Below are 22,212 nucleotides of genomic sequence, written 5' to 3'. Positions count from 1 at the left end.
CAATGAACCACTCCGTCAAGTTGCTTTTCTGAGCTGAGGTTCAAGAACTATAGAAAGGTTTTACAAGCGCATGAAGCCCCAAAGACTCTTTTGCCCGCCCGTGTAAACCCCACAAGTAGGCATGCCAGCTCTCACCCTGTTGTGATTTGCAAGCAATCCAATTGAAGTAGGCCAAAAGCAATTCAGTGGTACTGGATCAGCCCTGGGTGGTCGGCGTTTTGGAAGATGGTGCGCACCCGCCCCTGCCAGGTTTCGGCAAAGGCCGCCTGCTGCTCGGGCGTGGCGTCGGCCTGCAGCGCAGCAAAAAGCTGGGGCATCATCTGTGCCGACGGCGGCACCACCGACGCATTGAAGCTGACCGTAACGCCCTGCCCCGTGTCGAGCCGCTCGAAGCGGATCTCGCCCGCGATGGGCTGCTCGAAGTGCATGAGGTTGCGCCGGTCGAATTGCCCGCGCAGGCCCTTGAAGCCAGTATCCGTCGTGGCCCCGGTAATGAAGCCCGCCACACTGGCAATAACACCCGTCACGCCTTCCACAGCGCTATTGCGAAACGAAACCGCAATGCCGCCTCGGGTGGGAGCCTCATCGCCATACAGCCGTTTCAAGGCGCGCGTGGTCATCAGCCAGGCTCCCGCCACCGTCGGGCAGGAATGCCCGGTAAGCTTCACCACCTCGGCATAGGAATATTCGATAAGACCATCTTCGGCCGAACCCAGCAGCCGGGAAAGCGGATCACGCAGCGTAATGGTGGGAATCTGATCGAAAAAACTGGGGTAAGCCATGTTGAGCGCATCCATGATGACAAGACCACAGATACTGTATCGCGACGCGATAAGAAACGCGTGATAGACCCGATTGAGGTTGTGGTTTCAGATGTGAGTTCGCGACCCACCATTTGCGACTGGCAGGCCGTAAGATTTGGGCCCCGCGTCGATATCCGCGTGCGGTGCCCAGGCAAGAGCGGCGGTCCTTCGTGTAATGACTCTAGTCATGCCCCCTAAATACCATCAGGCCACGGCAGGCTGCGAATCAGGCTTTTTGCCTTTGAACGGCTTGACTTTGATTTCACCTTCACGCTTTCGGGCCTGGGCGATGTCATAGCTATTCTGCATTCGCATGAGTGTGTCCATAGACACGCCAAAGGCCTTTTCAATCCGCAAGGCCATCTCCGACGAAAGATGTGAACGCTCGTTGAGCAGCGTCGAAAGCGTAGCCCGTGTTACCCCTAGCGCTTCCGCCGCCGCCGTTACCGACAGGCCGAGCGGCTCGATAATCTCGTGCTTAATAAATCCGCCCGGATGCGCGGGGCTCTTCATGCGAAAACCAGCAGCAGAGTTCATGGTCACCTTCTAGTGATAATCCTCATAATCAAGGTCGATGATCTCGAGCCCATCTTGAATGATCCGAAACGTCATCCGCCAATTTTTCGTTACGGACAAGCTCCACGTACCCTGGCGGTCGCCAATCAGCGTATGAGCTTTCCAGCTTGGCACCGTACGCAGCTCATTCTCTCGCTCCATCTCCTGAAGGAAAGTGACCATGCGTCTGATTTTTGGCACAACGGCGGGTTGTAGACCGCTGGCATCATCATGCTCAATGAAGCGTCGCAGCCCCTTATGGATCACGTTTCTGATCTTCATGTAATATGCAAATTAACAGGAGGTTCGTTCGGTGTCAAGTTACGCAATACATTCGCCGGTGCGGCTGAATCATTGGATTGTTAGTATTCCAGCATCTCAAGGAACTAGGTATTCGTAGAAGCCGACCCGTACTCGAACTTGACCAACAGGCGCACTGCTTCCTTAGATCTATTGAGCAAGCTTTCCAAGAAGACATGCCTGCCAATAGTCCTCTCCCCACCCCTACTATCCTTCACGGCTCGCGTGCGCCCTACGACTAGGCGCGGTGTGTGTGGCGATGGGAAGTGGAAGCGGTATGTCGTGGCCGTCTTCCACCAAGCCTTCATAGTTATAGACTTGCTGCGACAGGCCAACGTGGGGAACCGAGCTGGATCAGTATCTACCCCTCGCCCTGAAAGTCAGATACAATTCAAGTAACAAGACCCGCCAAGGCTATGCGCGCAAGCGTATCCTCAAACCGGCGGGTTACTCATTTCTGGGGCCAGTGCATCGTCAGTCGACAGGCCACTCTACGGCATAAGCGTGCTATGACGACGCCGAAACTTCCATTCACAAAACCCTCAACGACCTACGGCCAACAGATAGCCATCCTCCGGCAACGTGGTATGCGTGTCGATGATGAAGAAGTTGCCAGGTTCTACCTTCAACTGAATCGAACCGGGACTCGCGGAACCTGTTTTACTTTAACCAAACAGCCTCTGCGATTCCCGGTTCGATTCAGCCCACTACCGCCCGCCGCTACACCAACAACCCCTGCCGACTCAACAGATCAAGCAACTTACCCACAATCTTGTCCGCCGTGGCGTCCAGGTTGCGTTGGCCTTTCAGGGATTTGCCGTCGGTGAAAGGGAAGTCGCCTCGATTCAACGCATCACGTAGCAAGGTGGCCAATTGCTTGCGGGATCGGCTGCCGTCGATATGGGGCAGCAGAAAGGCCTCGGCTTCTTTTAGCTTAAGGTTGATGCTGTCATGCCACAGGTTGTACATTCCCACGCCAAAAGCCGGGTCCTGGCGTTGCTGGTGAATATGCGCCATGCCCTGGATGAGCTGGGGCGCGCCCTGCCCCGCCGCACCGGCGGCCTGTGAAGCATCAGCTTCAGAACCCTTCAGCTCACCGGGCGAAACCACCGATTCCGCCTGTTCGTAAGGTGAAGCCTCAAACGCGTAGCGCAGGCTGTTAAGCCGGAACAAGGTCTGCAAAGCGTTCAACACCACGTTACGCGCAGCCGCATCATCGCCGGCTTCGGGCAACCCCGGTTGTACCCGCGCCAGCAAGGTGTCAAAGCTTAAGCTGGCGGGCCATGCACCTGACAGCGCCTGCACAATGCCGATGACGGCGGCCTCGCTGGTATACAGGGGCCGATTCTTGTAACTGCGAAAGGCACGCCTGCCCGCAGGCGCGTTCGCCTCGGGCTCGACCTCGGTAAACTGCCCCGCCCAACGCAATTGAGCCAACTGTTCTGTTTCGACGCTGGCTAGAATCTGCTGCACCCTTTCCTGATGCACCACCAAGCTCTTGCGAAAGTTGCGCCCCACTGCAAAATCCAGGTACTGCTGACGCATCTCGCGCGGCTGGCCCAAGGCCACCAGGCTATGGTTCAACTGTACGTTTTGCCCATAGGTGGCCGACATTTCCACATGCGGCTCGACGTCGCCCACATGCGCTAGGCCATGCTGACTGGCCAGGCTGGCAAACTCCAGTAAATAGCAGGGGTTATTGAACGCTTCGAGATATTCGTGGGCAATGTAGTAATCGGACTGCTTGCGCAACTGCGCCACGGCCCCACGCAGGGAAGGCGCCAACGGATTGTTGCCGGCCAGCCCCTCGGAAAGCAGATTCAAAACCGCCTTCGCACTGGCCAGCTTGTCTTCCTCGGACTCCACACCGTGGCTGTGCAACAGCATGGCGTCGCGCACGATGTCGCCCGCCTTCCAGCCTGGATACGTGTTGTAGCTGATGTAGCCCAAGCCCAGGGGCGACAGGTTTTCGCGCAGGATGCGCATCATGGCCTCGCGCACCTCGGGCGGCACCCAACTGAATACGCCATGCGCAATGATGTAGTCGAACTGGCCGAACTCGGGCGTGATGTCGGTAAGGCTCATCGCGTGCAGATGCAGTTTTCCGATGCCCAGGGCTTCGATCACTCCCTTGCCCTGCTCCACCTGCACCGAAGACAAATCCACACCCACCACGTGCGCCTTCGGGTAAGCCACCGCAAAAGGCAGCAAGTTGCCGCCGCCTGCGCAGCCCAACTCCAACACGCGGGCGTTTTCCAGGGGTACCGAGCTTAGGCCATACAAGTGCGCGGCCGCGCGCAGATGCCCCGGAGAAGAAAACGGAAAGGCATTCGAAGTGTAAACGCGCTTGTCATAGGCTTCGGTAATTTCCCGGTTTGCCTGCTGCGTAGCGTTCTCAATGCCGTCGACGGGCTCTTGCATGGTGGTCAATTCTGGCTCCTGATGGAGAGTGGCGCTCTGCAATTTGCAACGGCAAGCAGGCAGCGCTCGAAATGCTGGAAAAACAACAGCATAGCGCCCGCAAGCAGCTGGAAAAGCGCAGAACAGAACGGATTTGTCGGCTTATACCGTTCTTCGAACGGTTCCACCCATGAGTACGCCACCTGTGCCATTGGCGCCACCCGCGCGCTGGTGTCGCGCTATTTGAATACTGAATACGTCTTCAATGCATTGAGCGTCGAGTATCTGCAGCGTCCAGCGTTTCAGATCTGCCATCAGGCCACTGCAGGCTGCTTGCCTTTGAACGGCTTGACTTTAATTTCACCTTCACGCTTCCGGGCCTGGGCAATGTCATAGCTGTTCTGCATTCGCATGAGCGTGTCCATTGACACGCCAAAGGCCTTCTCCGAGGATAGGTGCGAACGCTCGTTGAGCAGCATCGAAAGCGTAGTCCGTGTTACCCCTAAGCCATTGCGGCGTGGTTGAATTCTCGTTGTTTTTCCAATTGCTCCGTCATTGATATATCGCGTATTGAAATGGCCCCTGAAGCTTTGGGCTAAAGGGGCCAGCTTTACTGACTTCTTATCCCGGCTCAAGTCTTTTCAGATGGACGAAAAGTTTGGGCCAGTTGAAACCTACCAATCCTCGTTGCGAATTAACGCAGCAGCGACAGCACAGTCTGCGGAACCTGATTGGCTTGTGCCAGAACCGAGGTACCAGCCTGCTGCAGGATCTGCGCGCGGGTCATGTTGGAGACTTCGACTGCGTAGTCGGCGTCTTCAATGCGCGAACGGGCTGCGGACAGGTTGTTGACGGTGTTGTTCAGGTTGGCGATGGTGGACTGGAAGCGGTTTTGAATCGCACCAAGCTCGGAACGCAGGCTGTCAACATTCTGCAACGCCTTATCAAGCATAGCCAACGGATCTACCGTCATGGCCGCATTTTCAGCCGTGCTCTTGGTTACGGTGATATTGCCGGTCGAAGGATCGGTTGAAATAGTGGCACGTGTGTACGTTGTTTCACCATCGGCGTTAGAGCCTTGAACGACGTACTGCGTGTTTCCGTCGGCGTCTTCGTAGCTATGCAGTGACTCACCAGTACCAAGACCGGAAATAACTCCGTTCGCCGTGCCCGTCACGAGCTCAGTGATTTCTTTACCGGCACCGGCGTCGACCAGAGATGCATCAACTTGTGTGCTGCTGGAGTTCCAGGTGATGTTAGCGGGGTCAGTTATATCAGCTTCAAAATAATTACCATCGCTATCCTCAACGACGTAGCCTTTACCATCTGCCAGAGCGAAAAGATTGACAGCAGTCGGCGCAGAATCCAGGTTGTCGTTGTGCAGGTCGACGTCAGGAGTTGCAGTAAAGGTACCTACTTGAATTCGGGTAACTGCGGCGCCGACGTTGTCGGCGCTGATCTGGTCCAGATTAGCGGGCACATCAACGTCAATGGCGTCCCATGAAAACGTGTAGTCTGCTGGGTCTGCTGGGTCACCGCCACCGTTAAGCGTAGCCGAACCGGTAACGATATAGTAGTTATTATCGCTTGCTTTGACGGCGAACGACTGCGTGCCAGTCGGGTCATTGGTTCGATCCGTCAGCTGGTAGAGCGTGCCTAAGTCAAGATCAAGGTCTGTTGTGTTATTCCCAGAGCCATTGTTGGTAACGACGGTAACTAAGTCAGCAAGATCAACAGCTTCGGAGCCATCAACGGTGCTGTATACCGGCAGGCTTGTGACCGGGCCACCATCCACATCAACAGTGGTGTCAGCTACGGGGCCTGCAGACGAGTCCCAGACCCATTTTTCTGTTGCTGCGTTAAATTCTAGAGCATAGAATTTACCGTCTTCGGCCTTCACCACAAATTCGCCTGCCGTTTTTGATGCCCAAAGCGGGTCGTCGGCATCCAGTGCGAGAGTAGTGCCGCCAGGGTTGGACACCGCATAGGAGTTGGCAGCGATGTTGACGGTAGTAGTCGTCTCGATTTCGTTGCCTGTTGTGATCGCCGTCATCTCCTTGCCGGTGATCGCGCCTTCGATGTTGAAGGTGCTCAAACCCAGGGTGGTAGAGTTAATCTGGCGCAAGTTAACAGAGATGGTTTCCGCATCACGTGATCCAACCTGCACGGTCAGATCATTTTTTTGAGCCAGCACCTTGACACCGTTAAACTGTGTCTGATCCGACACTCGGTTAATCTCATCCAGGCGCTGCGTAATTTCAGCTTGAATGGACTCCAGGTCGGTCTCCGAGTTCGAGCCGTTAGCGGCCTGAACCGACAGTTCACGGATGCGCTGCAGGTTATTGTTGATTTCGTTCAGTGCGCCTTCGGTCGTCTGAGCGATGGAGATACCATCGTTGGCGTTACGAGCGGCTTGGGTCAGGCCCTTGATGTTGGCCGTGAAGCGGTTGGCGATGGCCTGGCCGGCGGCATCGTCCTTGGCACTGTTGATGCGCATGCCGGAAGACAGGCGCTCAATGGCCGTGCCCAGGGCGCTTTGCGACTTGGTCAGGTTGTTTTGCGAAACCAGAGCCAGGTAGTTGGTATTAATAACAGACATGGATTACTCCTGTAGGGAAAAGGCGGCATAACCGCCGGTTGACCAGGAAAGCCCGTTTCCGGGTGGAATCCTGGCCCTTCACCTGGGTGTTGGGCAGGCCCGGTATTTCCTGTACAGCCTGGATTACGGAGCCCGATGTTTTTACTTTAGGGATAAAAGCGCCGTTTCGTGTGGCTTTAGCGCGGATTTACTTTTTTGACAAACCCTGCCGGCGAAACAAAATCGACTGCTTGATGTACAGGTTGACGGCGAGCGGCGAGGGAAGTTTAGGGTTTGACCTTAGCTGGTTGTAAAGCTACGGTCGGCTTCTACGAATACCGATTTGTTTGAGAAAGTAGGAGGTAACGTGCGATTTCCGGTAGTGCTACATACAGACGACGGCGTCCGATACGGCGTTACGGTGCCCGATTTACCCGGCTGCTTCTCGGCGGGCGATAGCTTTGAAGAAGCGCTGGAATCCGTTATAGAAGCGATTGATCTGCATCTTGAAGGTTTGGTGGAAGACGGTCACGACATACCGCTACCACTTCGCATCGCCACACACCGACGTAATCCTGAGTTTATCGACGGCGTGTGGGCGATCGTTGACGTTGATACTTCACGCTTCGACGGGCGCACTGAAAAAATCAATATCACCGTTCCGCGCCGGGTATTGGCAAAAATTGATAGCTACGTGAAAGCACACGGCGCCACACGCAGTGGGTTTCTTGTGGAAGCGGCTCGCAGGGTTATGGAAGGTCGTTCTTAAGCTGTTCTCGAGTGCCTTAACGACCGGACAGATCCTCCACGCTCAATGCATGGAAGACGTCTTCAAATAGCGCGGCACGTTGGCTACGCAGGCTCACCGCTTTTTTATTCAACCGCAGAACCGTGCCATGTTTGTCCGTACCGTCGTTGGCTGTGAAGCCGCCCTGGGCGAATTCAACCCTGGTTGCCGCGCCACCGCTAGCAAACAAAGGCGCTTTCGTTACTATTGAGAGGCTTTATTAACTTAAGTTACTTAACTGCATATTTAGAACCTCATACGCGAATACAGATGAAACTTCACTTCAGAACAGGAAACAGGGCAGCATGAACAAAAGCCAGTTTTAAGCACTCTCCAATGTCCAAGGCTTTATTGACTGGCAGGTTTCTCGTCTACCGCAATTGAAGGTCAGCCTACACCTCTTCCCTAGCCGCTTTGTCCGGGTGGCTTACAGCAGAATGTTGAAGGCTTCGAAGCATTACTACCCAGCTATCGTTGGAGCACGAGCTGGAACGAGTCCGGTGTCAGACATGATTCTTGCGACTGGGAAAGTACCCAAGAATCTCTTGACCGCTTGCGCAAATGGCTGACCCAGGCATTACAGGAAAAAAATGACACCGAGCTGCGAGAGGCTTGTTTGCAGTACTCCACAGTTTCGTGAAGAAAACCGACAAGACACCGCTTAAAGAGCGGCGCTTGGCGGAACGCCGTCTAAAGGAGATTAAAGATGAAAACGCACAAACAGCTCGTTGAAGAGATGCTCAAGGATCCCGCTGTGCGGGCGGAGTACGAGCGTATTGAGCGCGAAGAGATGCCTATGCTCGACGCGATCCTGAGGGCGCGAGCCGAAGCTGGACTGACACAAGCCCAAGTGGCCGAACGCATGGGTACTCAAGCGCCTGCCGTGGCACGTTTGGAAAACGCCTTGGTGACGGGTAAGCACTCACCCTCGGTCGCCACCTTGCAAAAATACGCTGCAGCTTTGGGCAAACGCCTGGAAGTCCGTTTTGTCTGAGCGTTTTTTTGCCGCACTACTCGGTACACTGCCTAGTGGCTTACCCCCTTGGATGAATTCCTGTAATACCCTATGATCGGCAGCGATCCCGACGCCTATGGCGCCTATGGTAATACCTGTAAAATTAGGGTATTACCACATGACATGGGAGTGCACCATGACAACACTCACTAGCAAGGGACAGGTCACTATCCCAAAGTCGGTGCGCGATCTGCTCGGGCTGCATCCCGGTGCTGAAATCGGTTTCGAAATTGCAAACGATGGCCGCGTATACCTGCAGCACAAGGCTTCGGGTATCGAACCTCAAAGCCGCTTCAGGAAACTTAGAGGGTCAGCCAAGGGAAGCATGTCCACTGATCAGATCATGCAACTGACACGCTCAGCGAATAAAAAACAGTGACCACTCTGATCGACACCAATATCTTGTTGGAGGATGTTCCTTTATTAACCCGTGATGCCAAGCGATATCGCAGTTATTTCCCGACTCTTTCGCTAATCAGTCCAGAACCTGCGGGCAAGCGGATCAATTAAGCAACACGGCAAGGCACTCGTCATAGAAGGGCCGGACGAAATCCATTACCCGAATTTAGTTGGGCACATTTTTAAGCAGCAGAAGCCGCCGATCAACTATCGCTAAGGCACATACGCCAGGCGTAAGCCGCGTGGCGTTGTCGCGTGTGCTGCACGGACACGCAGCCATTTCAGTTGAACTGGCTCTCAGGCTAGAGGCGTGGCTGCGCAAGCCAAACGGCAAAGGCCCCAGTGCAGAAACATGGCTGCCAACGACCACCGTCATGTCAGCCGAACGGATATCCCGCCGTCTACGCTCATCGGGCTCCCGGTCATGAAGCTGGATCGATCAGAAAGGAGGAACAAGGCTGCCTGCGCAATCTCCTTGGGAGTTGCCATTCGCTTCATGGGATGCAAACTGGCGATGAACTCCAAAGCGGCCGGGTTTCCTTCACCGCCGCTTGGCGTGATCGTGCCGCCCGGCAATAGCGCATTGACGCGTATGCCCTCGACGGCGTGGTCCGACGCCAGCGACTGCACCAAGCCGATCAATCCCGCCTTCGATGCCGCATAAGCTCCCATACCCGGCATGCCACCGTTGCTGAAACCCACAAATGACGAGGTGAAGACAATAGAGCCTTTCCCGCGCGCCTTCATTGCCGGAATCTGCGCCTTGGCTGCCAAGAACGCACTCGTCAGATTGACTGAAATCACATCGATCCAGTTGCCGATGGTCATATCCGGGACAGGCTGCATCTCGCCCACAATACCGGCATTGTTGAATGCGCCGTCCAATCCGCCGAACTCCTTTGTCGCAAGATCGACAAGAGCATCAGCGTAGCCCTCGTCCCTTACGTTTCCGGCCAAAAACACGGCTTTGCCATTGGCTTGACTAATCGTTTCCGCAAGGGTTTCAAGCTCTCCGGCTCGGCGCGCGCCGAGCACCACATTGGCCCCTTCGGATGCGAACAACCGCGCCGCCGCCGCGCCGATCCCGCTGCTCGCGCCGGTGATGATAATAGTCTTACTTTCCAATTCCATGACGTGTCTCTCCTGAGTAATACGTCATGAGAGTCTATTTGTGCGAGAGACGGTTCTGCTATCCATTTCTTGCTTGCAGACTCGGAAGACGGAGAACGCAAGGGCAGGCCTATTGAGAAGCCATTGGTGCACACAGTGATGGCCCAAATGGGTGGGAGCGCCTCTTCCTTGACGCTCAGCAATGCGTGGTAGTCCTTCTTGGTGCGGATGGGTTTGAGTTCCATGATTCCCTCGGTACGTACTTTTAACGTGTGATGATTGCAGCAACACATATTCATTGCGCGGGAGCGCTATGAGACAGTGATCAACAGATCAAGTGAAAAGGAACGCGTAAACAAAGCGCTTGCATAAAAGCGATTTGTACGTACAATTTGAACTGTGGACATCACATACGATTCAGTCAAGAACAGCAAAAACCTCACTGAGCGCGGATTGTCATTCGATGCTATCAAGCAATTCGATTTTTCTACCGCAGTCATCTATCCGGATATTCGTAAAGATTACGGCGAAACGCGCTACGTTGGCGTCGGACGCATCAAAGAGCGATTGCATGTGGTAGTGTTTACCGAAACAGAAACAGGCTTGCGCGTTATCAGTTTACGCAAAGCCAATAGGCGGGAGATCAATGCTTATGCCAAACACCACCAAGCCCCTGATTGATCACGACGGCGAAGTGCGCGAGCTTACCGAAGAAGATATGAAAAAATTCCGGCCTGCCGCCGCAGTGCTGCCCGGCAGGCTGCAAGCCAAACTGGGCATGCGGCGTCGTGGTCCACAGAAAGGCCCTACGAAGGAACGCATTACCATCCGTCTATCTGCAGACGTAATTAAGAACTTTCGCGCCACTGGCCCCGGCTGGCAATCCCGCATCGATTCAGCCCTGCAAGATTGGCTTAAAAATCACCCGCAGTAACAAGGCAAACGTCAAGAACGCTCCCAGTGCACTTCAATCCAGGGCCAGGCTACGCAAAGTTATGGAAGGCAGCTCTTAAGCCTTGACCTCAACTGCTAGAATCCAGTCGTTCCCAACTACTTTCATCACCCATGCCCGTTCTGGAAGTCAACAACCGGCACATTGATTATCTCGACCAGGGCAAGGGCTCTATCGTACTGCTGATCCACAGCGCGTCCAGCAGCAATCGGCAGTGGCGTCACCTTGTCGACAGGCTTGCGTCGCGCTATCGGGTAATCGCCGTCAATCTGTTCGGGTATGGTCAAACCACGCCCTGGCCTGACGACAAGGCCCAGACAATTCTCGACCATACCGAACTGGTGCTGGCGCTTATGGATATGATCCCCGGCCCGGTTCACCTGGTGGGCCATTCGTTGGGCGGAGTCGTGGCGATGGAAGTTGCCCTTCTCCGATCCAATCAGGTGGCAAGCCTTGCCATGTACGAGCCCAACCCTTTTCATCTGTTGCAGCATCATGGCGACACAGAAGGCTTTGATTGCATGGTGGCCATGATGGACGAGACGGAAGCGCTTTACCGACAGGGCCTGCTTGAGCAAGCTGCGCGCCACTTTATTGTGTTCTGGTCCGACGAAGCCAGTTGGAACGCGCTGCCCGAAGAGCGCCGGACCCGCTTTGCGGCGTCCATAGGCGCCAGCGTGCATGAGGGACGAGCCCTGCAAAACAACACCACAAAGCTTGGCGATTACGCCGGGCTGACCCTGCCCAGCTTATTGATGTACGCGCGCGATACGCTGCCGGCCATACATGCGGTACAGCAGGTGCTAGTGCAAGCCTGCCCGCATTGGCAGGTTCATGTATTCAACGAAGGTGGGCACTTGGCGCCGCTGACGCATGCTGATCAGGTCAATGCTCAGATTGAAATGTTCCTCGACGCGCAGCCAGTGTATTAAGCAAGGTGGTAATTCGCGAGACACGTCTGTGTGCTCATAAAGTCTCCAGTACGACAAAATTAACGTCGAGACGATTTAAAGGAGTCCGCCATGGAACTCAAACCCATCCACACCAAGAAGGACTACCAGGCAGCGCTGGCTGAAGTGGATCGCCTGTGGGATGCTCCCGCCAAGTCGCCCGCCACTGATCGGCTTGAGGTGCTGTCTTTGCTGATCGAACAGTACGAGCGCGAACATTTTCCAATGGCAGACCCGGACCCTATCGAATTTCTGACCCATATCATGGAGTCACGCAACCTGACACGCAAAGACTTGGAGCGATTGCCTGATTCAGAATGACACTGGGCAGAATCCCAAGGGCCAATCCGTTCAAGATCACTATGCCGTGTGCTGCCATTTCGCAAGCCCGCTCACACCTGACTCAAACTATCCCCAAAAGCTCCTTCAACTGCGCCGCCTTGGCACGACTGACGGGGATGAGCGACTGTTCGTTGTCTTCCATCGACAAGCTGGTGGAATCCTTGTTGCGCACCAGCTCGACAATATGCGGGATGCTGACAATATGGCTGCGATGAACGCGTATATACACGTCAGGGTCCAAGCGGCTTTCAAGGTCTGACAAAGATAGGTTGGATAAGTACCGCTCGTCCTTGGTGGCAATGGTGGTGTAGTGGCCATCGCCCTGAAACCGCACTACCTCGGGCAGGTCGATAAGCACGACGCGGTTCTTGCGAAATACGGGAATTTTGTACAGGCGCCGGGGCGGTACGGGCTGTGCCGAAATGGCCGGGCCCGGCAGCGTGGTTACATCGGTTAAGTCGTAGAACACCATGCAGGTGCCCAAGATGCCGTCGGCGCCCACCATTTTTGAGGCCTTGATCATCAACACCTTGTCGGGGATGTTGATCATCATGGCCACCGGCGGTGGCGACTTTACCGGGCAGCCCACAGGGTCTTGCGAATCGAGGATGAAGCTGAGCTTTCCACGGCTGCGCTCTGGGTGAAGCTGCAACACATTCAGCCCCAACAACCCGTTCTTTTTAACGCCCAATGATTGCTCTGCCGCAGGCCCAAGAATCTGCATGGCAATGTCGTTCAGCGCGGTAACGCGATTGGACATATCCAGCCACACCATGCCCGGATTGAACTGTTCCAGGCGGTGCTGGAATGTTTCGTTTACTGGTGTCTCCCGCATCGCACACTCCCCAGGCTCTGTCCGGCCAATTTATAACGAAGTGTTACATAAATCTTTCAGGAAAGCCTTGGCATAAAGGCTTCTTCGGCGTGGTGGCTCGTTCCATGGCAGCCCCCTGCTATGAAGCCCCTGCTATGAAGCTCTGTCATGAAGCTCTGTCATGAAGCCCCTGCTATGAAGCTCTGTCATGAAGCTCTGTCATGAAGCCCTGCCATGTAGCTCTTGTCACGAAGCACTTGCCACGAAACCCCGGTCACGAAAACCTCGCTATGGCAGCCGCCAAGATCGCCCGCCTAAAACCTCGACGAACGCAATTCGCGCTGGATTCAGGGCCGTCTACGCTGGCAAACCGCAGTTCGTGCAATTGAATTGAATCGCGCCAATGGTTGATGCCATGCTTCATAGCACATCACAAAAAAACAATATAACAGACGGAGACAATCATGATCCCTCATCGGTTCGAATACCATGCCCCCCGAAGTCTGCCCGACGCGATCAGCCTGCTTGGCCAATATGGCGATGATGCGAAGCTGCTCGCCGGCGGGCACAGCTTGCTGCCCATGATGAAACTGCGTTTTGCGCAGCCGGGGCATTTAATCGACCTGGGCAAAATCGACGGCCTCAAGGGTGTTCAGGAAACGGGCGGCAAAATCCGCATCGGCGCCATGACGACCGAGAACGAGCTGATCTGGTCAGAACTGCTTCAACAGAAATGCCCCCTGCTGGTGGAGGCCGCAAGGCTTATCTCCGACCCCCAGGTGCGCTACATGGGCACGCTGGGCGGCGATATTTCCCATGGTGACCCGGGCAATGATCACCCGGCCATCATGCTGGCGCTTGGGGCCAGTTTCGTGTTGTGCGGCCCCGGCGGAGAACGCGTTGTGGCTGCGGAAGACTTTTTCCTGGGCACCTATTACACCGCCCTGGAACCCACCGAAATACTCACGGAAATCCGCATCCCCACGCCCGCTCCGGGAACGGGGTATTGCTACAGCAAGCTCAAGCGCAAAACCGGCGATTTTGCCACGGCGGCCACGGCCGTTTTGCTACGCATGAATGGCACAACAGTCGAACAGGTTTCCATCGCGCTGACCAACCTGGGGCCCACTGCCCTCAGGGCAAGCGCTGCCGAAACCGCCTTGTTGGGCCAAGAGCTTAACGACCAGGCCATCGCACATGCCGCAAAACTGGCGATGTCTGTATGCGAACCCGCCGCCGACCTGCGCGGCGACGTGGAATACAAGACCGCCATGGCCGGCGTCATGACAGAACGCGCCCTGCGCACCGCCTACTCAAGAGCCTCGCGCTAACCGGAGACCCGACATGAGCAATAAAACCCTAGTGTCTTTTACCCTGAACGGCTCCGCCACCGACGTGGCCGTCGAGCCCCGCGAGCTGCTTATCCACACCCTGCGCGAGAAATGCCGCCACACGGGCCCCCACATTGGATGCGAAACCTCGCATTGCGGAGCCTGTACGGTCGACATCGACGGCATGTCGGTGAAGTCTTGCACCATGCTTACAGTGCAGGCCGAAGGGGCCGAAATCCTTACCATCGAGGGCCTGGCGCAAGGCGGCGAGCTGCACGCCATTCAAAAGGCCTTCACGGAAGAGCACGGCCTGCAGTGCGGCTTTTGCACGCCGGGCATGATCACGCGCACCTACCGCTTGCTGCACGAAATACCAGACCCCACCGAAGAGGAAATCCGCTACTGGCTCGCGGGAAACCTGTGCCGCTGCACGGGGTATCAGAACATCGTCAAGGCGGTTCAGCACGCAGCCAAAACACTTAGGGGCGAAACGGTCGAATCCTCCCACCCCCTCATGACAGACGTCGCCAACTAAAGAAGCCAGGAGACCGAAATGGACGCACTCGATATCGATCGCCTGACCAAGCTGGAAGGCATAGGCTGTTCGCGCAAGCGCCGCGAAGACCCGCGTTTCATCCAGGGCAAGGGAAACTATGTAGACGACATCACCATGCCGGGCATGTTGTTCGGCGCCATGGTGCGCAGCCCCTATGCCCATGCCCGCATTCTTGGCATAGACAAGTCGCGCGCGCTGGCGCTGCCCGGGGTGCACGCCGTACTGACCGCAGACGACCTCAAGCCGCTAAGCCTGCACTGGATGCCCACGCTGGCCGGCGACGTGCAGGCCGTGCTGGCCGATGAAAAAGTATCTTTCCAAAACCAGGAAGTGGCCTTTGTCGTAGCCGACGATCGCTACATCGCGGCCGATGCCGCCGAACTGGTCGAAGTGCAATACGAAGAGCTGCCCGCCGTGGTGGACCCGATCAGGGCGCTGGAACCCGACGCGCCGGTAATACGCGACGACCTGCAAGGCAAGGACAGCGGCGCCCACGGCGCACGACGCCACCACAACCATATTTTCACGTGGCAGGCCGGCGATAAAGACCGCACCGCGCGGGTGTTTGAAAACGCCGACGTTACCGTGAAGGAATCCATCCTTTACCCGCGTGTACACCCATGCCCGCTTGAAACCTGCGGATGCGTGGCGTCGTTCGACAAAGTTCACGGCAACCTTACCGTCTACCTTACCTCTCAGGCGCCGCACGTGGTGCGCACGGTGGTCGGCCTGCTGTCTTCCATACCCGAATCGAAGATACGCATTGTGTCGCCAGACATCGGCGGCGGGTTCGGCAACAAGGTGGGCGTGTATCCGGGGTATGTAACGTCCATTGTGGCTTCCATCGTGCTGGGCCGCCCAGTTAAATGGATAGAGTCCCGCATCGAAAACCTCAGCGCGACCGCCTTCGCCCGCGACTATCACATGACCGGCGAAATAGCCGCCGACGCCGATGGCCGCATCAAAGCACTGCGCGTACACGTTACCGCCGACCACGGGGCGTTCGACGCCTGCGCCGACCCTACCAAGTTTCCCGCCGGCATGTTCCATGTCTGCACCGGCTCGTATGATATTCCCAACGCCTTTGTTTCTGTCGACGGCGTCTACACCAATAAGTTTCCGGGTGGGGTCGCCTACCGATGTTCATTCCGCGTGACCGAAGCGGTGTATATCGTCGAGCGCATGGTTGACATCCTGGCGCAGAAACTGGGCATGGACAAGGCCGAAATCCGGCTCAAGAATTTCATACCCGCCGACCGCTTCCCGTATCAAAATCCATTGGGCCTGGAATTTGACTCGGGCGACTACACAACCGCCCTTCGCAAGGTGATGGACGCCGTCGATTACCCAGCCCTGCGAGCCGAACAAGAACAAAGGCGTGCCGACCCCAGTGCCGAATGGCTGATGGGCGTGGGCATCTGCACCTTCACCGAGGTGGTGGGCGCAGGCCCCTCGAAAATGTGCGACATACTGGGCATGGGCATGTTCGACTCCTGCGAAATCCGGGTTCACCCCGATGGCTCTGCCATCGCCCGCATGGGAACGATCTCTCAAGGTCAAGGGCACGAAACCACCTACGCCCAGATCATTGCCACCGAGGCGGGCATCCCCGCGTCGGTGATTGAAGTAGAAGAAGGCGACACCTCCACCGCCCCCTACGGCCTGGGCACCTACGGGTCGCGCTCCACCCCGGTAGCGGGCGCCGCCATCGCCAGGGCCGCGCGCAAGATTCGCGAAAAAGCACGGCTGATCGCCGCGCACATGATGGAAGTGGCGCCCGACGACGTCGAGTTCAACCTTGACCGCTTCGTGGTCAAGGGCTCGCCCGACCAAGCAAAAACACTTAAGGAAGTTGCCCTGGCGGCCTACAACAATGTGCCTGAAGGCATGGAAATGGGCCTGGAGGCGGTCGACTATTACGACCCGCCCAACTTTACTTTCCCGTTTGGCGCCTACCTGTGCGTGGTCGATGTCAACCGATATTCGGGCGAAACCAAGGTAAGGCGATTCTATGCGCTGGACGACTGCGGCACACGCATCAACCCCATGATTATCGAGGGGCAAATACACGGTGGACTGACCGAAGGCTACGCCGTGGCCATGGGCCAGGAAATGCCTTACGACGAGGCCGGCAACCTGCTGGGCGCAACCCTGATGGACTATTTCCTGCCCACCTCGGTTGAAACGCCAAAATGGGAAACCGACTTTACGGTCACGCCCTCGCCCCATCATCCCTTGGGCGCCAAAGGCGTGGCCGAGTCGCCGCACGTGGGTTCAATTCCCTGCTTCACCTCGGCGGTTGTAGACGCTTTTTCCCATCTGGGCGTCACCCACATGGACATGCCGCATAACGCTTATCGGGTATGGCAACAAAGCCGTGCCTTGGGATTGGATCAACTTTAACCTGACGAGACCACATGCAAGTCACCCTGGACAAAATCTACCCCATGCCTTGCGATGCCGCCACCGCCTGGCAATTTCTGCAAGACATCGAAGGCGTCGCCCAATGCATGCCGGGCGCCAGCATCACCGAACGCATCGACGACAACAACTATAAGGGCGCCGTATCTGTTCGCCTGGGCCCGGCCTCGATGTCTTTCAAGGGCCACATCACAGTCGTCGACGTTGATGCCGACACCCAGACCCTGCACCTGGTCGGCAAAGGCACCGACACCTCGGGAACCTCGGGCGCGTCGATGGACCTGACGGCTACGGTGCGGGCGGCAGGCGAACAATGCGAACTGCTCGGCAAAAGCACGGTCACCATGAACGGCAAGGCGGCGGCATTCGGCGGACGCATGATGGACTCGGTCTCCGAGCAGATACTCAAGCAGTTTGCCGCCAACTTCGCCAAGCAAGCCGCAGCGCTGCAGGCACAGCGCACAGACGGCGGAACAAGCGGCGCCGCGCCCGCAGCCGATACCGTCGGCAACGGGGGCTCCGAGAACAAGGCGGCCGAGCCGCAGCAGCTTAACGGCCTATCTCTGCTATGGGCCGTCATCGCCGACTGGTTTCGAAACCTGTTTACACGCAAGCCCGTGTAAGCCAAGGAGCGGGCCATGTCCTTCGAGCAACGCAACGACATCACCACGCTCAAGGAAGAGCTGAGCCGGCACGGATACGTCGCCGACAACAGCCTGGCAGCGACCCTCTTGCTGGCCAAGGGCCTTGAGAGGCCGGTGCTGCTGGAGGGCGAGGCCGGAGTAGGCAAAACCGATGTGGCCAAGGCAATGGCCCTGGCGCGCGACACGCGACTGATACGTTTGCAGTGCTACGAAGGCCTGGACGCCCATTCGACCCTTTACGAATGGAACTACCAGCGGCAGCTATTGGCGATCAAGCTGCTGGAAGATGACGAGCGCAGCGCGTCGGAAAAAGAAAAAGACATATTTTCCGAAACTTATTTGCTGAAGCGCCCATTACTTGAAGCGATCAGCGCCGAACCCGCCGCGGTGCTGCTCATTGACGAAATCGACCGCGCCGATGAGGCCTTCGAAGCGTATTTGCTGGAACTGCTATCCGATTATCAGGTTTCCATTCCCGAGCTTGGAACGATACAGGCGCGTAGCCGGCCCCTTGTCATTCTTACCTCGAACGGCACCCGCGAACTGTCCGACGCCCTGCGCCGCCGCTGCTTGTATCACTATGTCGACTATCCCGACTACGCCAAAGAGCTCACCATTGTGCAGGCGCGCGTACCCGACGCGCCCACGGCGCTTGCGCGGCAGGTAGTGGAATTCGTGCAGTCATTGCGTGGTCTTGATCTTCGCAAGAAACCAGGTATTGCCGAGACGCTCGACTGGACCAGCGCCTTGCTGCAATTGAACATCAGCACCCTGGACGAAGACGGCACGGAAAGAATCATGGAGACGCTTTCCGCGCTGATAAAAACTCAGGAAGACTGCGCGCGCCTGACAGCCCCCGTACTGAAGAAGATGGTGGCGGCATGTTGACACCCATCAGCTTCCCGGCAGAGCCATCTGCATCTTTGGGCGCCCAGCTTCAGTCCCGCTACGTGGGCTTCGCCGCCTTCCTGCGCGCCAATGGTTTCAAGCACGCCAACGCCTCTACCGCCTTGCAGTCAATACAGTTCGCCGGGCAACTCGATGCCGAGGTGACACGCTGGGCCTTGCGTTCCAGCCTGTGCGGGCGGGCCGAAGAATGGCAGCGCTTCAACGAATTATTCGACCACTGGTTCATGCCCGGCACACATCGGCGTCGTACGGAAATCCGCGCTTCGGGCGGGGGCAAGCTGGACACCAGCCAGACCGCCGCCGGAGACGACAGTGAAGGCATGCCGGTCGATGCCACAGGCGGATCAGATCAAGATTCTCAGGGCGGCGCCAGCCTCGAAGGCGCAAGCCCTCAGGAAGCGTTCAAGCGTACTGATTTTCGCCACCTGTACGAACCTGACTCGATGCGCCTGCTGGACGAACTGATGCAGCGTTTCGTGAAACGGCTCAGGCAGGTCGAATTACGACGCGAACAGCCATCGACCGCCGGCCGCCGCCTGGACCTGGCCCGCAGCGTGCGGCGCAGCGTTTCCTACGGCGGCCTGCCCATCAAGCTGGCATGGAAAGAACCTCGCAAGCAACGCCCCCGGCTGATACTGCTGCTGGACGTCAGCCGCTCGATGAGCCTGTATAGCTTCTTCTATCTCAGGCTGGCGAGAATCTTATCTTCCTTGCTTGAAGACGTGCACTGCTTCATGTTTCATACACGGCTTACCCGCATTACCCATGCGCTGCGCGACCCAGACCCAGCGCGGGTACGTGAAAGCCTGCATCTGCTGTCAAGCGGATGGGCGGGCGGCACGCAAATCGGTGCATCGCTCGAGCAATTCAATCGCGACTACGCGCCCAAGCTGCTGCACGCCCGAAGCTGCGTACTGATCGCCAGCGACGGCTACGACACGGCGCCCGCCCACCGGGTCGCCCATGCACTTAGAACGATACACGGACGGGCGCGCAGCATCGTCTGGCTCAACCCTCTGGCAAGCCGCCCGGGCTACACACCCGCCTCGGCCTGCATGCAGGCCGCCCTGCCCTATGTCGACCGCCTGGTTCCCGCCGGCAATCTGGCCGGCCTCGAAAGGGCATTGCCGGAAATACTGAGGGCTTGCAAATGAACCCGCCTTCCTTCAATGCGGCCTTGCTTGCCGAGGCCTTGCAGCTTTCAGAACGAAACCAGCCGTACGCCTGGGCAACAGTGGTTCGCGCCGCGCCGCCCTCTTCCGCCTATGTGGGCGCACAGGCCATCGTGACCGCCGACGGAATCTTGCACGGCTGGGTCGGCGGCGGCTGTGCGCGCGACATTGTCGTCCGAAGCTGCCTTGAGGCCATGCAAAGCAGAAACTCAAAGCTCGTTCGCATCAGCAATGAGGGCGGCATCAGCGACCCCGGCACCGAGCACCACGCCATGCCGTGCGCCAGCAACGGCGCGCTCGATCTCTTCATCCAGCCGGTCAACCCTGGGCCGGCGCTGTACATAGCCGGCGTGACCCCGGCGGCAAAGGCCGCCGAAGAGTTCGTGGCCATGCTCGGCTGGCGCGTGCTTCATGGCGATCCGGCGAAAGAGGCGCTGTGCCCCGACTACGTGCTGGTTGCCACGCAAGGGGACGATGACATCGGCAACCTCGAGCGCGCTCTAAGAAGCGCTGCCAAGAAGGTATTGCTGATTGCAAGCACCCGCAAGGCAGAATCATTGCGCGAATCCATGCGATACCTGGGCATCACCGAGGCGCGGCTGGCAGACCTGGAAGGCCCCGCAGGGCCGGACATACTGGCCGAGAGCCCGTCAGAAGTCGCGTTGGCGGCCGTTGCCGGGCTGGTGCGGGCCCACCGCAGGGCGGCAGGAATGCCGCAGAACGACACCGGGCAAACCGACGTACAGAAGAACGACACGCGACAAGCCGACACGCAGCAAAACGATATGCGGCAGGCTGACGCGCCTCAAAGCGGCGTACCCGCAATGGACACACAGGAAGCGCGACGAACCGGCCGACATAATGCGGCCGATGGCATACGCGGCGCCGCCCCCGCATACGTCAACCCGGTGTGCCTGCGCCCCATTGACCCGGCAACCGCGCTACACACGATCTTCATCGGAAACTCGGCTCATTACTTTTGCTGCGATGGGTGCAAGATCAAGTTCGAAGCGGACCCCGCAAGATATCTGGGCATTACAGCCCCCGCGCCAAACCCGGAGGCAACATGATTTATTCGGCTGTAGCCCTGGCTGCGGGGGAATCGATACGGATGAATGGGCCCCACAAGTTGCTTCTTCCTGCTCCGGTAGAGCCGGTGGTGCGCCGCAGCATCAGGGCAATTGTTCAATCGGGCGCTCATGAAGTGGTCGTAGTTACGGGCCACAACCACGAACTGGTGGCACAGGCGCTGCACGGCCTGCAGGTGAACATCGTATACAACCCCGATTACCGCGACGGCCAAATGACTTCCGTCAACAAAGGGCTGGAGGCGCTGACTGCGCCCTGCGACGCTGTAATGGTGTGCCTGGCGGATCAAATACTGCTAGTGCCCAACGATTATTCGAGCCTGGCGCTCGCCTACCAACAGCGGCCCCACGGCTCGATACTGGTGCCCTACTTCAAGGGCCGGCGAGGAAATCCGGTTATTTTTAGCAGCAAGCATCTGGAAGAAATATTGCAGGGCCGCCGCAAGCTGGGCTGTCGCAAGCTGGTACAAGAAAACCCCGATGCCGTGTATGTGCACGAGGTGGATCATGACGGCTACGTACAAGACCTGGATACACCCCAGGACTACGCCGAACTGCTTGGCAGGCTGGCGCAATCAGAGCACCTCTACCCATGAAAGGCGGCCTGCTTTCCCTGTGCGCCCATTCTCTTTCTGTGTGCGCCCATCCTGGTCGGCTGTCGTGCGTGGGAATGCTCATTGGCGCCCTGATCGACGCCGGCCAGGGCGGCTTCGTACTGATGGCCAACCTGTGTGCCGGCGCCGGCACGATCAGCCTCGTGGATACCGTGCGCCTGCACTGGCTATGCCTGCCTTTCATGCACGCGGGCATGATTCTTGGCGGCATCATGGGTGCATGTTTTTCCATGGCCTCGCAATCCGCCCTTGGAGCCGCGTCTAAACGCTTGCTTCCAGGCCTGGCGTGCAGCCTTTGGATGCTGCTCGGAATGAACCTCGGCAGCTATCTCTGGCTGCATACGGGGATGCGCCCTACAGACGCGGCCACTACAGCCATCATGCTGCTGGGAATGGCGGCCGGCATGCAGGCATGGGCTTGGCTAAATCGGTTTGCGCGCCGCTGCCCATCTTGACCAAAATCAATATCCCT

27 protein-coding genes are annotated in these 22,212 nt (G+C 57.4%); 17 read left to right on the top strand and 10 right to left on the bottom strand.

Annotated elements, in window-relative coordinates; translation table 11 throughout:
* Positions 1-182: 182 nt before the first annotated feature.
* From ACIY1O_RS05635 to ACIY1O_RS05605, 7 genes are all read right to left on the bottom strand, one after another.
* A complete protein-coding gene (locus ACIY1O_RS05635) occupies positions 183-782 on the bottom strand; it encodes an FmdE family protein (protein ID WP_397474113.1) in 600 nt (199 codons plus the stop codon).
* 225 nt (positions 783-1,007) lie between these two features.
* Positions 1,008-1,340 (bottom strand): HigA family addiction module antitoxin, encoded by a 333-nt coding sequence (locus ACIY1O_RS05630; protein WP_397474112.1) that lies wholly within the window; start codon positions 1,338-1,340, stop codon positions 1,008-1,010.
* A gap of 9 nt (positions 1,341-1,349) precedes the next feature.
* Complete coding sequence (locus ACIY1O_RS05625) at positions 1,350-1,640, bottom strand: type II toxin-antitoxin system RelE/ParE family toxin (protein ID WP_397474111.1); 291 nt, start codon at positions 1,638-1,640, stop codon at positions 1,350-1,352.
* A 738-nt stretch (positions 1,641-2,378) separates the two neighbouring features.
* Entirely contained in the window at positions 2,379-4,079 is a 1,701-nt protein-coding gene (locus ACIY1O_RS05620; RefSeq protein ID WP_397474212.1) for a methyltransferase regulatory domain-containing protein, read from the bottom strand.
* Positions 4,080-4,220: 141 nt separating this feature from the next.
* The gene (locus ACIY1O_RS05615) at positions 4,221-4,373 is read right to left on the bottom strand and encodes a hypothetical protein (RefSeq protein ID WP_397474110.1); all 153 of its coding nucleotides are present in this window, start codon (positions 4,371-4,373) and stop codon (positions 4,221-4,223) included.
* Positions 4,373-4,537 carry a helix-turn-helix domain-containing protein gene (locus ACIY1O_RS05610; RefSeq protein WP_397474109.1) on the bottom strand — a complete coding sequence of 55 codons (165 nt, stop codon included), beginning with the start codon at positions 4,535-4,537 and terminating at the stop codon, positions 4,373-4,375. Before ACIY1O_RS05610 ends, ACIY1O_RS05615 begins: the two co-directional genes overlap by 1 nt.
* Positions 4,538-4,752: 215 nt before the next feature.
* Complete coding sequence (locus ACIY1O_RS05605; protein ID WP_397474108.1) at positions 4,753-6,657, bottom strand: flagellin N-terminal helical domain-containing protein; 1,905 nt, start codon at positions 6,655-6,657, stop codon at positions 4,753-4,755.
* Positions 6,658-7,003: 346 nt separating this feature from the next.
* Here ACIY1O_RS05605 and ACIY1O_RS05600 point away from each other — a divergent pair, with 346 nt between their 5' ends.
* Positions 7,004-7,405, top strand: coding sequence for a type II toxin-antitoxin system HicB family antitoxin (locus ACIY1O_RS05600; protein ID WP_397474107.1), 402 nt, complete (start codon positions 7,004-7,006; stop codon positions 7,403-7,405).
* 16 nt (positions 7,406-7,421) lie between these two features.
* Here the strand turns inward: ACIY1O_RS05600 and ACIY1O_RS05595 are convergent, their stop codons facing one another.
* Positions 7,422-7,613, bottom strand: coding sequence for a hypothetical protein (locus tag ACIY1O_RS05595; protein WP_397474106.1), 192 nt, complete (start codon positions 7,611-7,613; stop codon positions 7,422-7,424).
* Positions 7,614-8,035: 422 nt separating this feature from the next.
* Here ACIY1O_RS05595 and ACIY1O_RS05590 point away from each other — a divergent pair, with 422 nt between their 5' ends.
* The 3 genes from ACIY1O_RS05590 to ACIY1O_RS05580 all read left to right on the top strand — a co-directional run bounded on the left by ACIY1O_RS05590 (position 8,036) and on the right by ACIY1O_RS05580 (position 8,817).
* Positions 8,036-8,155 carry a type II toxin-antitoxin system RelE/ParE family toxin gene (locus ACIY1O_RS05590; RefSeq protein WP_397474105.1) on the top strand — a complete coding sequence of 40 codons (120 nt, stop codon included), beginning with the start codon at positions 8,036-8,038 and terminating at the stop codon, positions 8,153-8,155.
* Positions 8,130-8,417 carry a helix-turn-helix domain-containing protein gene (locus tag ACIY1O_RS05585; protein WP_397474104.1) on the top strand — a complete coding sequence of 96 codons (288 nt, stop codon included), beginning with the start codon at positions 8,130-8,132 and terminating at the stop codon, positions 8,415-8,417. The genes ACIY1O_RS05590 and ACIY1O_RS05585 overlap by 26 nt, the downstream gene beginning before the upstream one ends.
* A 157-nt stretch (positions 8,418-8,574) precedes the next feature.
* Positions 8,575-8,817 carry an AbrB/MazE/SpoVT family DNA-binding domain-containing protein gene (locus tag ACIY1O_RS05580; RefSeq protein WP_397474103.1) on the top strand — a complete coding sequence of 81 codons (243 nt, stop codon included), beginning with the start codon at positions 8,575-8,577 and terminating at the stop codon, positions 8,815-8,817.
* Positions 8,818-9,209: 392 nt separating this feature from the next.
* Here the strand turns inward: ACIY1O_RS05580 and ACIY1O_RS05575 are convergent, their stop codons facing one another.
* Positions 9,210-9,968 (bottom strand): SDR family oxidoreductase, encoded by a 759-nt coding sequence (locus tag ACIY1O_RS05575; RefSeq protein WP_397474102.1) that lies wholly within the window; start codon positions 9,966-9,968, stop codon positions 9,210-9,212.
* A 378-nt stretch (positions 9,969-10,346) separates the two neighbouring features.
* Between ACIY1O_RS05575 and ACIY1O_RS05570 the strand changes: the two genes are divergently transcribed.
* The 4 genes from ACIY1O_RS05570 to ACIY1O_RS05555 all read left to right on the top strand — a co-directional run bounded on the left by ACIY1O_RS05570 (position 10,347) and on the right by ACIY1O_RS05555 (position 12,170).
* On the top strand, positions 10,347-10,628 hold the full coding sequence (locus ACIY1O_RS05570) for a BrnT family toxin (RefSeq protein WP_397474101.1): 282 nt from the start codon (positions 10,347-10,349) through the stop codon (positions 10,626-10,628).
* Positions 10,594-10,881 (top strand): BrnA antitoxin family protein, encoded by a 288-nt coding sequence (locus ACIY1O_RS05565; RefSeq protein ID WP_397474100.1) that lies wholly within the window; start codon positions 10,594-10,596, stop codon positions 10,879-10,881. The genes ACIY1O_RS05570 and ACIY1O_RS05565 overlap by 35 nt, the downstream gene beginning before the upstream one ends.
* A 131-nt stretch (positions 10,882-11,012) precedes the next feature.
* Entirely contained in the window at positions 11,013-11,831 is an 819-nt protein-coding gene (locus ACIY1O_RS05560; protein ID WP_397474099.1) for an alpha/beta fold hydrolase, read from the top strand.
* Positions 11,832-11,921: 90 nt separating this feature from the next.
* The gene (locus ACIY1O_RS05555) at positions 11,922-12,170 is read left to right on the top strand and encodes a helix-turn-helix domain-containing protein (protein WP_397474098.1); all 249 of its coding nucleotides are present in this window, start codon (positions 11,922-11,924) and stop codon (positions 12,168-12,170) included.
* Between the two features lie 82 nt (positions 12,171-12,252).
* Here ACIY1O_RS05555 and ACIY1O_RS05550 read toward each other — a convergent pair whose 3' ends face one another.
* A complete protein-coding gene (locus ACIY1O_RS05550; protein WP_397474097.1) occupies positions 12,253-13,026 on the bottom strand; it encodes a LytTR family DNA-binding domain-containing protein in 774 nt (257 codons plus the stop codon).
* 443 nt (positions 13,027-13,469) lie between these two features.
* On the opposite strand from ACIY1O_RS05550, the gene ACIY1O_RS05545 reads away from it, so the two are divergent.
* The 9 genes from ACIY1O_RS05545 to ACIY1O_RS05505 are packed head-to-tail and all read left to right on the top strand — an operon-like array spanning position 13,470 to position 22,195.
* Positions 13,470-14,336, top strand: coding sequence for an FAD binding domain-containing protein (locus ACIY1O_RS05545; protein ID WP_397474096.1), 867 nt, complete (start codon positions 13,470-13,472; stop codon positions 14,334-14,336).
* A gap of 13 nt (positions 14,337-14,349) precedes the next feature.
* Complete coding sequence (locus tag ACIY1O_RS05540) at positions 14,350-14,871, top strand: (2Fe-2S)-binding protein (protein ID WP_397474095.1); 522 nt, start codon at positions 14,350-14,352, stop codon at positions 14,869-14,871.
* Between the two features lie 18 nt (positions 14,872-14,889).
* The gene (locus tag ACIY1O_RS05535; protein ID WP_397474094.1) at positions 14,890-17,295 is read left to right on the top strand and encodes an aerobic carbon-monoxide dehydrogenase large subunit; all 2,406 of its coding nucleotides are present in this window, start codon (positions 14,890-14,892) and stop codon (positions 17,293-17,295) included.
* Positions 17,296-17,309: 14 nt separating this feature from the next.
* Positions 17,310-17,936: an SRPBCC family protein gene (locus ACIY1O_RS05530; protein ID WP_397474093.1), complete on the top strand. Its 627-nt coding sequence runs from the start codon at positions 17,310-17,312 to the stop codon at positions 17,934-17,936.
* Positions 17,937-17,951: 15 nt separating this feature from the next.
* A complete protein-coding gene (locus tag ACIY1O_RS05525; RefSeq protein WP_397474092.1) occupies positions 17,952-18,845 on the top strand; it encodes an AAA family ATPase in 894 nt (297 codons plus the stop codon).
* The gene (locus tag ACIY1O_RS05520) at positions 18,839-20,020 is read left to right on the top strand and encodes a vWA domain-containing protein (protein ID WP_397474091.1); all 1,182 of its coding nucleotides are present in this window, start codon (positions 18,839-18,841) and stop codon (positions 20,018-20,020) included. Before ACIY1O_RS05525 ends, ACIY1O_RS05520 begins: the two co-directional genes overlap by 7 nt.
* Positions 20,017-21,108: an XdhC family protein gene (locus tag ACIY1O_RS05515; RefSeq protein WP_397474090.1), complete on the top strand. Its 1,092-nt coding sequence runs from the start codon at positions 20,017-20,019 to the stop codon at positions 21,106-21,108. The genes ACIY1O_RS05520 and ACIY1O_RS05515 overlap by 4 nt, the downstream gene beginning before the upstream one ends.
* Complete coding sequence (locus ACIY1O_RS05510; protein ID WP_397474089.1) at positions 21,105-21,722, top strand: nucleotidyltransferase family protein; 618 nt, start codon at positions 21,105-21,107, stop codon at positions 21,720-21,722. Before ACIY1O_RS05515 ends, ACIY1O_RS05510 begins: the two co-directional genes overlap by 4 nt.
* Positions 21,719-22,195 (top strand): hypothetical protein, encoded by a 477-nt coding sequence (locus tag ACIY1O_RS05505; protein WP_397474088.1) that lies wholly within the window; start codon positions 21,719-21,721, stop codon positions 22,193-22,195. Before ACIY1O_RS05510 ends, ACIY1O_RS05505 begins: the two co-directional genes overlap by 4 nt.
* The last annotated feature ends 17 nt before the right edge of the window (positions 22,196-22,212 follow it).

Source organism: Pusillimonas sp. (genome assembly GCF_044464525.1).
In the GTDB taxonomy this organism is placed as follows: domain Bacteria; phylum Pseudomonadota; class Gammaproteobacteria; order Burkholderiales; family Burkholderiaceae_B; genus Pusillimonas.
Note: the sequence above shows the minus strand (reverse complement) of the source record. Positions and strands in the feature narration are given on the sequence as shown.

Excerpts from the sequence above, each read along its gene's own strand:
- ACIY1O_RS05615 (WP_397474110.1), bottom strand. The coding sequence starts at position 4,373 with ATGGCAGATCTGAAACGCTGGACGCTGCAGATACTCGACGCTCAATGC.
- ACIY1O_RS05525 (WP_397474092.1), top strand. The coding sequence starts at position 17,952 with ATGTCCTTCGAGCAACGCAACGACATCACCACGCTCAAGGAAGAGCTG.
- ACIY1O_RS05520 (WP_397474091.1), top strand. The coding sequence starts at position 18,839 with ATGTTGACACCCATCAGCTTCCCGGCAGAGCCATCTGCATCTTTGGGC.
- ACIY1O_RS05505 (WP_397474088.1), top strand. The coding sequence starts at position 21,719 with ATGAAAGGCGGCCTGCTTTCCCTGTGCGCCCATTCTCTTTCTGTGTGC.
- ACIY1O_RS05565 (WP_397474100.1), top strand. The coding sequence starts at position 10,594 with ATGCTTATGCCAAACACCACCAAGCCCCTGATTGATCACGACGGCGAA.
- ACIY1O_RS05540 (WP_397474095.1), top strand. The coding sequence starts at position 14,350 with ATGAGCAATAAAACCCTAGTGTCTTTTACCCTGAACGGCTCCGCCACC.
- ACIY1O_RS05580 (WP_397474103.1), top strand. The coding sequence starts at position 8,575 with ATGACAACACTCACTAGCAAGGGACAGGTCACTATCCCAAAGTCGGTG.
- ACIY1O_RS05550 (WP_397474097.1), bottom strand. The coding sequence starts at position 13,026 with ATGCGGGAGACACCAGTAAACGAAACATTCCAGCACCGCCTGGAACAG.
- ACIY1O_RS05560 (WP_397474099.1), top strand. The coding sequence starts at position 11,013 with ATGCCCGTTCTGGAAGTCAACAACCGGCACATTGATTATCTCGACCAG.
- ACIY1O_RS05535 (WP_397474094.1), top strand. The coding sequence starts at position 14,890 with ATGGACGCACTCGATATCGATCGCCTGACCAAGCTGGAAGGCATAGGC.
- ACIY1O_RS05635 (WP_397474113.1), bottom strand. The coding sequence starts at position 782 with ATGGCTTACCCCAGTTTTTTCGATCAGATTCCCACCATTACGCTGCGT.
- ACIY1O_RS05605 (WP_397474108.1), bottom strand. The coding sequence starts at position 6,657 with ATGTCTGTTATTAATACCAACTACCTGGCTCTGGTTTCGCAAAACAAC.
- ACIY1O_RS05515 (WP_397474090.1), top strand. The coding sequence starts at position 20,017 with ATGAACCCGCCTTCCTTCAATGCGGCCTTGCTTGCCGAGGCCTTGCAG.
- ACIY1O_RS05510 (WP_397474089.1), top strand. The coding sequence starts at position 21,105 with ATGATTTATTCGGCTGTAGCCCTGGCTGCGGGGGAATCGATACGGATG.
- ACIY1O_RS05610 (WP_397474109.1), bottom strand. The coding sequence starts at position 4,537 with ATGCTGCTCAACGAGCGTTCGCACCTATCCTCGGAGAAGGCCTTTGGC.
- ACIY1O_RS05620 (WP_397474212.1), bottom strand. The coding sequence starts at position 4,079 with ATGCAAGAGCCCGTCGACGGCATTGAGAACGCTACGCAGCAGGCAAAC.
- ACIY1O_RS05545 (WP_397474096.1), top strand. The coding sequence starts at position 13,470 with ATGATCCCTCATCGGTTCGAATACCATGCCCCCCGAAGTCTGCCCGAC.
- ACIY1O_RS05625 (WP_397474111.1), bottom strand. The coding sequence starts at position 1,640 with ATGAAGATCAGAAACGTGATCCATAAGGGGCTGCGACGCTTCATTGAG.
- ACIY1O_RS05585 (WP_397474104.1), top strand. The coding sequence starts at position 8,130 with ATGAAAACGCACAAACAGCTCGTTGAAGAGATGCTCAAGGATCCCGCT.
- ACIY1O_RS05555 (WP_397474098.1), top strand. The coding sequence starts at position 11,922 with ATGGAACTCAAACCCATCCACACCAAGAAGGACTACCAGGCAGCGCTG.
- ACIY1O_RS05530 (WP_397474093.1), top strand. The coding sequence starts at position 17,310 with ATGCAAGTCACCCTGGACAAAATCTACCCCATGCCTTGCGATGCCGCC.
- ACIY1O_RS05630 (WP_397474112.1), bottom strand. The coding sequence starts at position 1,340 with ATGAACTCTGCTGCTGGTTTTCGCATGAAGAGCCCCGCGCATCCGGGC.
- ACIY1O_RS05575 (WP_397474102.1), bottom strand. The coding sequence starts at position 9,968 with ATGGAATTGGAAAGTAAGACTATTATCATCACCGGCGCGAGCAGCGGG.